Source organism: Bacillus sp. FSL E2-8887 (assembly GCF_038007205.1).
Lineage (GTDB): Bacteria > Bacillota > Bacilli > Bacillales > Bacillaceae_G > Bacillus_A > Bacillus_A mycoides.
The window spans coordinates 3673476-3687145 of the sequence record NZ_JBBOWS010000001.1; the positions used below are offsets into that span (position 1 = coordinate 3673476).

13 protein-coding genes are annotated in these 13670 nt (G+C 34.3%); 3 read left to right on the forward strand and 10 right to left on the reverse strand.

Annotated features, from left to right (window positions below):
- Window positions 1–4 precede the first annotated feature (4 nt).
- The 4 genes from malR to NSQ08_RS18660 form a co-directional block, all read right to left on the reverse strand.
- On the reverse strand, window positions 5–1036 hold the full coding sequence (malR, locus tag NSQ08_RS18645) for a maltose operon transcriptional repressor MalR (RefSeq protein ID WP_002014809.1): 1032 nt from the start codon (window positions 1034–1036) through the stop codon (window positions 5–7).
- 282 nt (window positions 1037–1318) lie between these two features.
- Window positions 1319–2161 (reverse strand): maltosaccharide ABC transporter permease MalD, encoded by an 843-nt coding sequence (gene malD, locus NSQ08_RS18650; protein WP_002088365.1) that lies wholly within the window; start codon window positions 2159–2161, stop codon window positions 1319–1321.
- Window positions 2162–3463, reverse strand: coding sequence for a maltosaccharide ABC transporter permease MalC (malC, locus tag NSQ08_RS18655; protein ID WP_340777844.1), 1302 nt, complete (start codon window positions 3461–3463; stop codon window positions 2162–2164).
- A 64-nt stretch (window positions 3464–3527) separates the two neighbouring features.
- Window positions 3528–4787, reverse strand: a complete 1260-nt coding sequence (locus NSQ08_RS18660) for an extracellular solute-binding protein (protein ID WP_002142987.1) — start codon at window positions 4785–4787, stop codon at window positions 3528–3530.
- A 324-nt stretch (window positions 4788–5111) separates the two neighbouring features.
- On the opposite strand from NSQ08_RS18660, the gene NSQ08_RS18665 reads away from it, so the two are divergent.
- Window positions 5112–6872, forward strand: a complete 1761-nt coding sequence (locus NSQ08_RS18665; protein ID WP_113769786.1) for an alpha-glycosidase — start codon at window positions 5112–5114, stop codon at window positions 6870–6872.
- A gap of 38 nt (window positions 6873–6910) precedes the next feature.
- On the opposite strand, the gene malL is transcribed toward NSQ08_RS18665, so the two are convergent.
- Window positions 6911–8587 (reverse strand): oligo-1,6-glucosidase, encoded by a 1677-nt coding sequence (gene malL, locus NSQ08_RS18670; protein WP_012261630.1) that lies wholly within the window; start codon window positions 8585–8587, stop codon window positions 6911–6913.
- Window positions 8588–8864: 277 nt separating this feature from the next.
- Between malL and NSQ08_RS18675 the strand changes: the two genes are divergently transcribed.
- On the forward strand, window positions 8865–9965 hold the full coding sequence (locus NSQ08_RS18675; protein ID WP_002033808.1) for an ABC transporter ATP-binding protein: 1101 nt from the start codon (window positions 8865–8867) through the stop codon (window positions 9963–9965).
- A 69-nt stretch (window positions 9966–10034) separates the two neighbouring features.
- Here the strand turns inward: NSQ08_RS18675 and NSQ08_RS18680 are convergent, their stop codons facing one another.
- From NSQ08_RS18680 to NSQ08_RS18690, 3 genes are all read right to left on the reverse strand, one after another.
- Window positions 10035–10544 (reverse strand): SDR family NAD(P)-dependent oxidoreductase, encoded by a 510-nt coding sequence (locus tag NSQ08_RS18680; RefSeq protein WP_002033807.1) that lies wholly within the window; start codon window positions 10542–10544, stop codon window positions 10035–10037.
- Between the two features lie 65 nt (window positions 10545–10609).
- Entirely contained in the window at window positions 10610–10708 is a 99-nt protein-coding gene (locus NSQ08_RS18685) for a hypothetical protein (RefSeq protein WP_002142992.1), read from the reverse strand.
- A 299-nt stretch (window positions 10709–11007) separates the two neighbouring features.
- A complete protein-coding gene (locus NSQ08_RS18690; protein ID WP_002033806.1) occupies window positions 11008–11463 on the reverse strand; it encodes an RDD family protein in 456 nt (151 codons plus the stop codon).
- Between the two features lie 131 nt (window positions 11464–11594).
- Between NSQ08_RS18690 and NSQ08_RS18695 the strand changes: the two genes are divergently transcribed.
- The gene (locus tag NSQ08_RS18695; RefSeq protein ID WP_002033805.1) at window positions 11595–12026 is read left to right on the forward strand and encodes a DUF3997 domain-containing protein; all 432 of its coding nucleotides are present in this window, start codon (window positions 11595–11597) and stop codon (window positions 12024–12026) included.
- Between the two features lie 44 nt (window positions 12027–12070).
- On the opposite strand, the gene NSQ08_RS18700 is transcribed toward NSQ08_RS18695, so the two are convergent.
- Together NSQ08_RS18700 and NSQ08_RS18705 are read right to left on the reverse strand one after the other, a co-directional pair.
- On the reverse strand, window positions 12071–12829 hold the full coding sequence (locus NSQ08_RS18700) for a hypothetical protein (RefSeq protein ID WP_002066932.1): 759 nt from the start codon (window positions 12827–12829) through the stop codon (window positions 12071–12073).
- 36 nt (window positions 12830–12865) lie between these two features.
- Window positions 12866–13594: a DUF4184 family protein gene (locus NSQ08_RS18705; protein ID WP_033709398.1), complete on the reverse strand. Its 729-nt coding sequence runs from the start codon at window positions 13592–13594 to the stop codon at window positions 12866–12868.
- Window positions 13595–13670 lie beyond the last annotated feature (76 nt).

The window sequence follows — 13670 nt, forward strand, 5'->3', positions numbered from 1 at the left end:
ACTCTTAGCTTTTTGTTGCATAATGATCACAAGTTTGACGCTTCAATAATTTATGCGGAATAATAATGCATTTTGAAGTAGATTCAGAATGCTCCACCTTATCAACTAAAGCTTTTGCCGCTTCATACCCTAATTGATAAATATTCACATCAACTGTCGAAAGTGGTGGACTAGCAATTTCTGATAATAAAGCATTGTTAAAGCTTACAATCGAAACATCTTTCGGTACAACAAATCCTTTTTTAGAAAGCGCACTTAACACGCCAAGTCCAATTAAATCATCCGTTGCCATAATTGCCGTCGGTGGTTGCTTTAGTCCCATTAATTCCTCAACAGCCTGTTGACCACTCTCTCTTGAAAAATCAAAGTGTAAAATATACTCTTTCGGCAATAGAATATCTGCTAGTTTCAAAGCATCACTCATCCCCGCCAAACGATCTCTCGTTACAAGTAAATCTGATCCACCGCCGATGAATGCGATTTGTTTATGGCCTAATGAAATCAAATATTCCGCTACTTCTCTTGCAGCTGTATAATTGTCATTATCTACATATGTAATTTCATCTTTTCGATCATATGGTTTTCCAATTAAAACAAACGGGAAGTTTTGGTCATGCAAGTATTGAATAATCCGATCGTTCTCTCTTGAATATAAAAGAATAATACCACCGATTTGACGCCCTTGTACCATTTTTACAACACCATTAAAAATTTCATCTTCCGTTTCACCAGTCGACATATAAAGCGCATACCCTTCCACATGTGCAAATGAACTAATTCCTCTTATAACTTCCGGGAAAAATGGATTTTGAAAAGCTTTACTTGCAGAACTCGGCATAACAAGACCAAGTGTCTTCGTCGTTTGGTTCGCAAGGTTTCTTGCATTTAAATTTGGATGATATCCTAATTCACTCATTACTTTTCGAACACGGCGCTTTGTCTTTTCACTTATACTTGGATTATCAGCAATTACACGAGAAACAGTTGATGGTGCTACGTTCGCCTTCTTCGCCACATCTTTAATTGTAACTGTCATAAAAATCCCCTCCTTTCACTTCTCTGCCATTTTCATATATTTTATCTTGCACCCGTTGCAAGTCATAGGAGAAGTCATAAACTGTCATTTATTTATTCTATCTTGCAAAACTTATCATATTCTCCCTCTCCATGTATTGTAAGGGATATAGCTCTTTTTTCCTATACTATAATATACTATTTATTTCACTTCTTTTCATATGCGATGTCAAATCTCTTTTCATCTCTCTATAATTTTTTTATAGAGAGATGAAAAGAAAAATGGGACATAATGTCCCATTTCTCATCCTTTCGTACCTCCAGCTGTTAAACCAGAAATAAAGTATTTTTGTAGTGATAAGAATAAAATCGAAATCGGGATTGCAATTAATACGGAACCAGCCGCAAACGTCGTAAATTCATTACCAAATTTCTTCGCTACCATTTCATAGAGTCCAACTGCTAAAGTGTAATTTTCCGGCGTGCGTAAAATAATACTTGCTAAAATGAAATCTGTAAATGGACCGATGAAAGTGAATAATGCTACAACCGCTACGATTGGCTTTGCAAGCGGCATAATGATTTGCCAAAAAATACGGAAGTGTCCTGCTCCATCCATGCGGGCTGACTCATCCAACTCTTTCGGAATCGTATCAAAATACCCTTTCATAAGCCAAGTATTCATTGGAATTGCTCCACCTACATAAATTAAAATTAATGCAAGATGTGTATCAATTAATCCTGTTAACTGTGCTAATACATATAGTGCGATTAACGCTGCAAAGTTCGGAATCATTTGTAGAATTAAAAATGTTAATAAACCATTTTTTCTTCCGACAAAACGATATCTCGAAAATGCATAAGCAGTAAAGCTAATTGCTAACACCGAAAAAATCATCGTCATAACACTAACTTTTAACGTATTTTTATACCAAAGTAAGTAATTACTTGAATCAAGATCAAGTAGCTTACGATAATGATCTAACGTAGCATTTTTTGGAATAATGCTAGAACCAGACAAACTATCTCCTGGATTAAACGATGAACCAATAATCCATAGTAATGGATAGAAAATAATCGCACACATTATGAAGATAACCAAATAACTTAATGAAAGACGTAACATCTTTTGTCGTTTAATATTCATTTACATCATATCCTCTTCTTGGAATGATTTTGTTCTCTTAAATTGCCATAACGCAACTGTAATAACGATTAACGATAAAATCATTGTAAGAGCTGCTGCTTTTCCGTACTGCGCTGAAGTCATCGTTAACTTATAAATCCATGAAATTAAAATATCCGTTCCACCTGCATCTTGCCCCGCTACAGCAGGACCTCCGCCATTAAATAGATAAATGATACTAAAGTTATTAAAGTTAAACGTATATTGTGTAATTAAAATTGGTGCTGTTGCGTATAAAACAAGTGGCAATGTAATTTTACGGAACTGTTGCCAAGCAGTTGCTCCATCTACTGTAGCAGCTTCATATAATTCTCCTGGAATCGATTGCAATATACCTGTTGTCATTGCAAAGACGAATGGGAAACCGAGCCACGTTTGGATCATAATTAAAGCAATTTTCGCCCAAAACGGATCTGTCATCCAAGCAATCTTTTCAATCCCGAATAAAGCTAATACTTGATTATTAATTGCTCCAAATGTTTCATTAAACATACCCGAGAAGACAAGAATAGATACGAATGCTGGAACAGCCCACGGTAAAATGAAAATTGTTCGAATAATTGCCTTACCTTTAATACCAGGCTGATTTACGATAATCGCTAAGAAAATACCAAGTGCAACTTGTAATGTTGTTGCAACAAATGTCCAAATGACAGTCCAAGAAAATACACTTGAAAATGTCTCTCTCCACATTGGTAATGTGAAAATATCAATAAAGTTTTTAAAGCCCACCCAATCTACTAATTTAGCTGGAGGAGAGTGATATAAGTCATAGTTCGTAAATCCAATTAAAATTACAAAAATGATTGGAAATACAACTACAAAGATTAGTAATAGAAATCCTGGTGAAACCATTAAATATGGAAAACCTTGATCTAATAAGTTACGGTATTGCTCTTTTACAGAGTTTAATGGGGTTCCTATATCACGTTTCTTCCCGTTTTGATATGCATCATATAAATTAAATCCATATATTCCGAGTCCAAACACGATGACGATAAGTGCCAAGATCCCTTCCACTAATAGAAAGACAGAATGGTCACGTGGAACTTCTGTACCGAGTGTTACAATTCCCCATAATCCCATATTTAATAAATCAGTAAATGCTACAATAAATGAACCTGTTAATACTAGAAAAATAAGGCCTTTTACAAATTGTTTATTATACATTTGGCCTATGCCTGGAATGATTGATAACATGGTTGCCATTTTCCTATGTTTTGAACCTTTTAAGCCGTTTGCTGGTTCCATAGATGTTTGCATGTTCCTTCCCCCTTTTTTCTGGGAGAGAATTCGTGCCTCTTATAGTAGAGGCACGAATTTCACCTTATTTTTTATTGCTGTGGTTTGCCTCAATATTCCCTTTAATTTGCTTCACTGCATTATCAAGTGCTGCTTTTGGTGCTTCTTTATCTGTAACTACTAACTGAAGCGCGTCTCCAGCTGGTTTCCATACTTCTTGCATTTCTGGAATATTCGGCATTGGAATTCCATTTTCTGATTGAGTTGCAACTGCTTTTGCAGCTTCATTATCTTTAATAATTGGATCTTCCATTACTGATTTTACTGGAGGAATCTCTTTTGTCTTCTCAAATCTAATTTTTGCGTTTTCTTCATTTGTTACCCACTCAGTGAATTTTGTAGCTAAATCATTTTGTTTAGAGAAGCTTGTTACATGCCATCCTTTTACCCCAACAAATGTTTTCATCGGTTGACCATTTGGTAATTTTGGCATTGGAGCAACACCATAATCAATTCCGTTCTTTTCCATCGCTTGGAACGCCCACGGTCCGTTCATAATAGATGCTGCTTTTCCTTCATTGAATAATCCATCAGCAGCAGGTCCACCAGATTCACCGATAATACCTTTCGGGAATAACTTTTCTTTGTACCATTTTTGAAGATATTCAGCACCTTGTACTGCTCCGCTATTATTTAATCCAACATCACTTGCATTTGGCTTTCCGTCTTTCTCACCAAATACATATCCGCCCATACCTGCCATAAACGCGTTAGCAAAGTAGAAGTTATCTCCTAATGTTAAAAATCCGTACTTGCCATCCTTCGTAAAGTCTTTTGAGAAGTTAAATAGCTCGTCCATCGTTTCTGGAGCTTTTTGCATTAATTTTTTATTGTAAATAAAAATTGGTGTTTCAATTGCTTTTGGTAAACCATATAATTTCCCGTTGTATGTTTGTGCCTTTATTGATAAGTCAGTAAATTTACTCTTCACAGCATCATCTGCTTTTACTTCAGAAAGTAAGCCTTCTGTTACTGCATTTCCGATTTGATCGTGTGGCAATGTTACAACATCTGGTCCCGTCCCCGCTGGTCCATCAAGGCGTAACTTCTTCACTTGATCTGTCATTTGCATTTCAACAACTTTTACTTTTACTTTATATTTTTCCTCAAAGCTTTTCACTGCTGGTTCTAAACCAACACCTTTTTTATCATCTTCCCAAACGAGAAGATCATAGTCTTTCTTCGCTTTACTTTCCTCTTTTTTTCCTGAATCTTTCGGTCCACATGCAGATAACATGCCAATTGACAATGCTGAAATCGTTAATAGTGATAATGCTTTCTTCATCCCAAAAACCTCCCTAACTTGTCTATGTACCTCTTTAATTGAAAACGTTTGCATTTAATTGTTTAATAGAAGCGCAAACAATATCTAAATCTATGAAAACGTTTGCGCTATTTGTCTATCATTATACATCCTTTTATTCATTTTGCAAATATTAATTTTCAAAATAATCTTATCACACTCTTTATTCATTGACTTTACATAAAATGAATACTACTCTTATAAGCAATATTAAAGTTATGTGGAAGGCAATCGTTTGCAACATAATCTTTATTATTTCATTTACGGGAACTATATGTATAGAGATATTAAAGGGGGATTTTCTATATGCTCAAAGAAGCGATCTATCATAGGCCAAAAGATAATTATGCATACGCTTACGATGAAAAAACAATTCACATCCGAATACACACAAAAAGAGATGATGTTCACAACGCCGCTCTCATCTACGGGGACCCGTACGAATGGCAGGACGGGAAATGGATTACAGCAAGTACACCGATGAAAAAAACTGGATCTACTGAGTTATTTGATTATTGGTCCGTTTCAATCAAACCAAAATTTAAACGCTTACGTTATGGATTCGAATTAAAAAACGACGTAGAAACTTTTATTTATACAGAACGAGGATTTTTTTCTAATATTCCAAATGACGATGTCGGTAACTTTTTCTGCTTTCCATTTGTTCATGCAAAAGACGTTTTCAGGGCACCATCCTGGATTAAAGACACAGTATGGTATCAAATTTTCCCAGAACGATTCGCTAACGGGGATAACACATTAAATCCAGCAAACACCCTCCCTTGGGGAAGTACCGAACCAACTCCAACTAATTTTTTCGGCGGAGATTTTGCTGGTATTATTCAAAACCTTGATTACCTTGTGAAGCTTGGAATTTCCGGAATATATTTCACTCCTATTTTCAAAGCTCATTCGAATCATAAATATGACACAATTGATTACATGGAAATCGATCCACAATTTGGGACGAAAGAAACTTTCAAAGAACTCGTTCAGGCGTGTCATAAACATGGTATAAAAGTAATGCTCGACGCTGTTTTTAATCATAGCGGGTACTTCTTTGATAAATTTCAAGACGTGCTGGAACAAGGTGAAAATTCCGCCTATAAAGATTGGTTCCATATTCATGAATTTCCAATTATAACCGAACCACTTCCTAATTATGATACTTTCGCATTTACACCGTATATGCCTAAATTAAATACAGCACACCCAGATGTAAAAGAATATTTACTTGAAGTAGGGCGTTATTGGGTAAGAGAATTCAATATAGACGGTTGGCGCCTTGATGTAGCAAATGAAGTCGATCACAGTTTTTGGAGAGAATTCCGAAGTGAAATAAAAGCATTAAATCCTGAAGTATACATTTTAGGTGAAATTTGGCACGATGCACTCCCATGGCTACAAGGTGACCAATTTGATGCTGTAATGAGCTATCCTGTTACAAACGCTCTACTTTCTTACTTTGCTAACGAATCCATTCATGCAAGTGAATTTATGAAACAAATTACCGATTCTCTACATTCCTACTCTATGAATGTAAATGAAGCGGCATTTCATTTATTAGACAGTCATGACACACCTAGAATTTTAGCAACATGTAACGGGGATAAAAATAAGTTAAAGTTACTCTATGTATTTCACCTTTCTTTCATCGGTTCTCCTTGTATTTATTACGGCGATGAAATCGGTATGGATGGTGGAATGGACCCTGACTGCCGCAAATGTATGATATGGGATGAAAAAGAACAAGATACTCTTTTATTTACACATATACAAACATTAATTTCATTACGGAAACAACATAAAGCATTTGGAGGAAATGGTACTTTTCAATTCATTGAGGCAAATGATGAACATAATTATATTTCTTATACAAAAACATATGAAGATGAAACTATCTTTTTCGTTTTAAATCCTACTAACAGTGAAGTTACAACTTCACTCCCTCTTCATATTACCAGGAAGAAAATAATTAACATTTATACAAACGAAGAATTTTCAGCGGAAGCAAGTGTATTACAAGTTACACTTCCACCGTATGGATTCTCTATTTTAAAATGGTAATAGTAAAAGCCTTATGCCAGGGTGGCATAAGGCTTTTCTTATTTCAATTTAAATACCATTGCTTCATATGGTCGTAATGTAATGTTTTCTATCAATACATTTTCTACATCATAATTGTGTATTAATAACTCTGCTTCACTATAAATAATGTCCTCAGGCAATTCAAATACACATTCATCTGCAGTAAAGTTTGCAATCACCAGAAGCTTTTCTTCTCCATATGTTCTTACATAAGCAAAAATAGAAGGGTTATTTTCTAATATTAAATCATATGTTCCATACACAACTATTTCATTGTTTTTACGTAATTCAATCAATTTTTTATAGTAATAAAAAATCGATTCTTCATCTTGGATTGCCTGTTTCACATTAATCTCTTTGTAGTTAGGATTTACCGCAATCCAAGGCTCACCCGTTGTGAATCCAGCATGTTCTCTATCATCCCACTGCATCGGAGTTCTAGCATTATCTCGGCCCTTTATATATATAGACTGCATCACTTTATCTATATCTTCGCCGCGCTCTATAACTTTTTCTTTATACATATTTAGTGTTTCAATATCTCGGTATTCATCAATTGATTCAAATCGAACATTGGTCATTCCGATTTCTTCTCCTTGATAAATATATGGTGTCCCTTTCATCATATGAAGTACTGTCGCTAACATTTTTGCTGATTCAGTATGATAAGCTCCATCATTACCAAAACGAGATACAACGCGAGGCTGGTCATGGTTATTCCAATAAAGGCTATTCCATCCTGTTTGTTCTAATGCTTTTTGCCACTTTGTTAAATTTTGTTTCAAAGTAAGAAGTGAGCATGGTTTTACATCCCATTTCCCACCTTCTCCGGAATCTAAATCCATATGTTCAAATTGGAATACCATTTGTAGTTCTTTTCTAGCTTCCCCTGTATACAATTTAGCCTCTTCTGTCGTTACACCAGGCATTTCCCCAACCGTCATAATGTCATACTGAGACAATACGTCTTCATTCATTTCATGCAAATACTTATGAATGTTCGGACCGTTCATAAAATGTTTATGCCCTGAAACATATCCTTCTTCATCCGTTTCAACAGCTGGTAAGCCATCTTCTTTAGAAATAAAATTAATAACATCCATACGGAACCCATCAATTCCTTTTTCTAACCAAAACTTCATCATGTCATAAACATCTTGTCTTACCTTTTCATTATCCCAGTTTAAATCTGGCTGTTTTTTAGAAAACAGATGTAAATAATATTCATCTGTCATCTCATCATATTGCCATGCAGATCCACTAAATGCTGCTCCCCAGTTATTCGGCTCTTTCCCTTCTTTTCCAGGGCGCCATATATAATAGTCTCTATATTTATTATCTTTCGATTTACATGATTCAATAAACCAATTATGTTCATCTGAAGTATGATTAACAACTAAGTCCATCATAAGTTTCATATTACGTTTATGCATTTCATGTAATAGTTCATCCCAATCTTCCATTGTTCCGAACTCGTTCATAATTTTACAATAATCACTTATATCGTAACCATTATCATCGTTTGGAGATTCATAGACTGGTGATAACCAAATTACATCAATACCTAATTCTTTTAAGTAGTCTAGCTTCGTAAGAATACCACGAAGGTCACCTATACCATCACCATTACTATCCATAAAACTACGAGGATAAATTTGATATACTACACTTTCTTTCCACCATTGTTTTCCCATTATGCTACCCCATTTCATCTATACTATTGATTCTTTTTTCTTTTTTTAAGGCGCAAACGTTTTCATTACTGAATGATAACAGATTCTATCCAAATTTAAAATAGCGCTTACAATATTTATTTTCTTTTTCTAATAAAACATGTGAAACTTATTATATATTCATAGGAATAATGAAAACGTTTTATTTTTTTATAGTGTTTTTATTTCTTTTTTGAATCTATTCGTTTATAATAAATTCAAAGAAAACGTTTGCATAAACTTTCTAGGGGGAAATATCATGGCAGAACTTAAATTAGAAAATATTTATAAAATATATGATAATAACGTAACAGCCGTAACAGATTTTAACTTACACATTCAAGATAAAGAATTTATCGTATTCGTTGGTCCTTCTGGATGCGGAAAATCTACAACACTACGAATGGTAGCTGGACTTGAAGATATTTCAAAAGGAGAATTTTCAATTGATGGTAAGCTAATGAACGATGTTCCTCCAAAAGATCGAGATATCGCAATGGTCTTCCAAAACTACGCTCTTTATCCACATATGAGTGTGTATGATAATATGGCATTTGGATTAAAACTTCGAAAAATACCGAAAGATGAAATCGACCGTCGAGTGAAACATGCAGCTCAAATTTTAGGGCTTGAACAATATTTAGATAGAAAACCGAAAGCTTTATCAGGTGGACAACGTCAACGTGTTGCATTAGGTAGAGCAATTGTTCGAGACGCAAAAGTCTTCTTAATGGATGAACCATTATCAAACTTAGACGCTAAACTACGTGTTGCAATGCGATCAGAAATTTCTAAATTACACCACCGCCTTGGCACAACGACAATTTATGTAACACATGATCAAACTGAGGCAATGACAATGGCTTCACGCCTTGTTGTTATGAAAGACGGCAAAATCCAACAAATTGGAACTCCAAAAGAAGTATATGAAACACCTGAAAATATTTTCGTTGGTGGTTTTATCGGTTCACCCGCAATGAATTTCTTCCGTGGAAAATTAACTGAAACCGATTTCGTTATAGACAGTTCACTAAAGTTTAAAGTATCTGAAGGAAAAATGAAGTTATTACGCGATCAAGGCTATGTAAATAAAGAAATTGTTTTAGGTATTCGTCCAGAAGATATTCATGATGAACTATTATTTTTAGAAGCTTCACAAGCTACTACTTTCACAACGAAAATTGAAGTTGCAGAGTTGTTAGGGGCTGAATCCATTTTATATATGAAACTTGGAAATCAAGATTTTGCAGCACGTGTTGATGCAAGACATACTTTTTCACCTGGTGACCAAATTAAACTTGCTTTTGATATGAATAAAGCACATTTCTTTGATAGCCAAACCGAACAACGTATTCGTTAAAAAATAAAGTTCTATAATAGAACATACAAAAAAACCGTCCACATATATACTGGGGGCGGTTTTCCATTATTATACTAGGGCTTCTATTGTATGAAATGATTGTCCTCTCGTGCTAATAATACCAAAAACAGGTAAATCACTAAGCACCACTTCTTCTTGCTGTTTCATAAAAGATGACGTTAATTGTTTTATCTCTATCCAAACGTCATTAATACAAAGTACATTGGAATCGTTCTCTTGTTGGCGAGAAAAAATAGAATCTATTTTATATAGACCAGCATTTTGAAAAAGCATATCAATACGACTGTATGCCTCCATAGCAAAACTAATAACACGTTGCCAATCTCCTTGTTTCCCCATATCGTAGGATACAAAAAGTGCTTCTCCGCCTAAATCCGTAATTTCCTCGGCTGTTGCTTGTCCACTTTCTTGATCAATGTCCGTCACAATTACTTTTGCGCCTTGCTTAGCCAACAAAAGAGCTGTACTACGTCCAATACCGATGCCACCACCAGTTACAATGGCAACTTTTCCTGCAAGCTTCATTTTCATTACCCCTTCTATATGTCTTACCGTCATTCAGTATACTCCTTTATTAGATTAGTCCGCAAGCAGGAAAAGTTTACTCCACAACTTGTAAGCGGTTACTTTTCTGTTTCTTTTTTTTTCTTACTATTATATTGATCGAAGGTTAAACCAATAAAAATAAGAATTCCCCAAAATATTAAGCTACCTCCAGTCATTCCAAATCCCCCTTTGTTATATAACGATATTATTTATATCCATTATATCATTCTCTTAATTTTCAATCTATTCAAAACGAAAATAGGATGTTTGAATTAGCTACAGCTTCTTTAAACATCCTTCCGTAATATGGAAGGTACTATATAGGAGATATCCACCCTATATCAATTCCATTTATCTAATTTTATGAAAAAATAAGAGAATGATGAAATTTTTCACGAAATTAAAAATAAGACTTTTTATATACAAACGATAAAAAGTCTTATTTCATTAGTAGCACGTATAATCTAAATATTAATTATACAAGACTCATCACTTTCGTCTTTGCAATTAAATCATGGAAGCCACAATTATCTTTGCGGAATAACATCATATATACATTGCATATTAATGGAACTCCAAGTAATAATATGCTTGGTAATAATAATACCAAAAATCGTATTATTAATGTTTGTAACGTTAGTTTTTCACTTGTTAACGAGATTATTTTTGTTCTTGTTACCTTTTTACCAAGTGTAGAACCGTTCCAAAGAAAAGGTAACAGAATAAAATTTATAGCCATTAATACGAAAACAAGTGTAAGGTCATATCTATAGTCACCTAAACTTATATTAAAACGATCAAAAATAGCACTATAGTTTCCTGTAATAATAGCTACTACTGCACCGTACGTAACCGAGATTAAAAACATGTCAATAAGGGAAGCACCTATGCGATTCATTACAAGCGCTGGACGATGCATCTTTAACTTCATTTTGTGTCGACTCCTTCATATCCTTCTTTACCCGTTTCATCGTACCACTTCTAAAAAACATTGTAAACTGGCGTTTCGCTTACTTTTCTTGTACAATGTGTTACAACAGCATTATAAAGGAGGTTCCCATATTGAAAAGATGGATAATCCTATTTGCCGCACTCTTATTAACAGGTTGTACAGGCAATACAAACCATTTAACTTATACAATTAACGATGAATATGAACTCATCCATACTTCTGGAGATGCATTTGAACTTTTCCCCTCTCAGGATGCTGTATATGCTACACAATACATCCCTGCAAAGATTACAGAAATTGCTTGGGACGATAAATACATTATCACAAAACAAATTGAGGAAAAATCAGATCCAAATAATCCTGACGCAGCAATTACAAATAAAAAAAGTGAACATTATTGGATTATCGATGTAAAGCATAATAAACGATTCGGTCCTTATAATGAAAAACAATTTAACGAGCAAAAAGATGCTTTTAAAATTACAGTACCTTTTCAAAGTGTAGATTCATATGTGAAAGAACTAAAAAAACAGTCAGCATAACTTTTTATGCTGACTGTTTTTGCTTAAATTATTATAAAGACACTTTATTTAGAGAGTGAAATATTAAAAGTTTGCGGTTCTTTAACAGCTTCATTTGTGTCTCCTGCTGCTAAATCATCTGTCGTAAACTTAATATCCTTTACTTTTTCTTTTCCATCATCAAGTATTAAACCGATAATTCCTTCTCGTGTCTCACCAGGCCTATAATCTTCCCTTGAAACACTCTTTGTACCAACGAGCGTATCTTCATCATATAAAAAGTTTTGAGTCGCTACATTAAAATGTTGTTTGTCATTTATAGCAACATCATTCATAGAGAAAAATTGCATGTTCTTATCTCCACTATTCTCTACCTTATATGTAATTTCAACATACCGAATCGTATCGCTAATCTCTGTTCCACTTAACGATGCATATAATTCAGCATCTTCTTGACTCACTTTATCTCCCAATCTACGCTTCACTTCTTCAGGAGTTAATGCAGTATACACTTTCAATGTATTTTTTGCCTCTTTGCTCATTTGTGATAATGAGATAACTTTAACGTCTTGTACGTGAATTTTCATTGGGGCTACTTCAAATGTCTGGTTCACAGAATGAATCTGTTCTAATTCAAATGTCCCCCACCCTTTTTCTTTCACTTTTTGTCCTACTTTTTTAAGCTCACGCCCACCATACTCTTTTGTTTCTGGAATAGATTCTTTCTTTTTAGGTTCTGCCTTCTTTTCTTCTTGCTGGAAGCAACCACTTAACATAAGAAGAAAACTGCATAAAACAAAAATACTTTTCCATGCTTTCATCATTTAATTTCTCCTAACACTATCATTCATTAATATAAATTAGTCCCTTGATTTGTAAACTATAGAAACAATAAGAAGTCCACAAAACGAACTTGTCAGTCCAGATACTATTATACCTCCTATTTGGAAAATATGAAAATAGGGGTCTAATAACGCGTGAACGATAAATATAATGGTCGCCACAACGATAGATGAAGCCCAATATTTCTTTTTTTCCGAAGTTAAACTAGTATCTTGATCAGTTTCCCTCCTATATTTCAATAGTACATATATTAGTAATAGTAGACCAAAACACGTACTCCCATGCTGTAAAAATTTATAAATTGGAATACTATATACTTCTTGCTGTAACAGTGGTATTTTCACAACAAAATAGCCTGTCTTATGAGTAAAAGCATCCCAAACGACATGCGTCACCATACCGAATAAAGCAGAATAGCAAAATACAAAAAAGTCCTTCCAAGTATATAGCCCCCACTTCGCATCTATTACATATTTATAGTAACTAGCAAAAGGCTTAGGTAAATGTGTTATAAACGGTCCTTTTAAAATACGATGATATGCATATGCTAATAAAAAAACGAGTGGTAAATTCAAATAGAAGAAACCAGCCCATGTATGGCCAATAATACCGTATGGCCTAAAATATAAAAAATATTCAAAATCAGGTGCCATACTACCTAATATAAGAGCCGTCACCGAAATATAACTAGAATGTTTCTTAGCAAAAGGGAGAACAGCTGCTGGATGTGCAAATGTAAACGGCATATTAATACTCCTCTTCATATTTCTAATAGAATATCATCTATCATAACGAGAGAATTAATCTTGATGCAATGTTTAT

Excerpts from the sequence above, each read along its gene's own strand:
- NSQ08_RS18660 (WP_002142987.1), bottom strand. The coding sequence starts at position 4,787 with ATGAAGAAAGCATTATCACTATTAACGATTTCAGCATTGTCAATTGGC.
- malC (WP_340777844.1), bottom strand. The coding sequence starts at position 3,463 with ATGCAAACATCTATGGAACCAGCAAACGGCTTAAAAGGTTCAAAACAT.
- malD (WP_002088365.1), bottom strand. The coding sequence starts at position 2,161 with ATGAATATTAAACGACAAAAGATGTTACGTCTTTCATTAAGTTATTTG.
- NSQ08_RS18690 (WP_002033806.1), bottom strand. The coding sequence starts at position 11,463 with ATGAAGTTAAAGATGCATCGTCCAGCGCTTGTAATGAATCGCATAGGT.
- NSQ08_RS18700 (WP_002066932.1), bottom strand. The coding sequence starts at position 12,829 with ATGATGAAAGCATGGAAAAGTATTTTTGTTTTATGCAGTTTTCTTCTT.
- NSQ08_RS18685 (WP_002142992.1), bottom strand. The coding sequence starts at position 10,708 with ATGACTGGAGGTAGCTTAATATTTTGGGGAATTCTTATTTTTATTGGT.
- malL (WP_012261630.1), bottom strand. The coding sequence starts at position 8,587 with ATGGGAAAACAATGGTGGAAAGAAAGTGTAGTATATCAAATTTATCCT.
- NSQ08_RS18705 (WP_033709398.1), bottom strand. The coding sequence starts at position 13,594 with ATGCCGTTTACATTTGCACATCCAGCAGCTGTTCTCCCTTTTGCTAAG.
- malR (WP_002014809.1), bottom strand. The coding sequence starts at position 1,036 with ATGACAGTTACAATTAAAGATGTGGCGAAGAAGGCGAACGTAGCACCA.
- NSQ08_RS18680 (WP_002033807.1), bottom strand. The coding sequence starts at position 10,544 with ATGACGGTAAGACATATAGAAGGGGTAATGAAAATGAAGCTTGCAGGA.
- NSQ08_RS18675 (WP_002033808.1), top strand. The coding sequence starts at position 8,865 with ATGGCAGAACTTAAATTAGAAAATATTTATAAAATATATGATAATAAC.
- NSQ08_RS18665 (WP_113769786.1), top strand. The coding sequence starts at position 5,112 with ATGCTCAAAGAAGCGATCTATCATAGGCCAAAAGATAATTATGCATAC.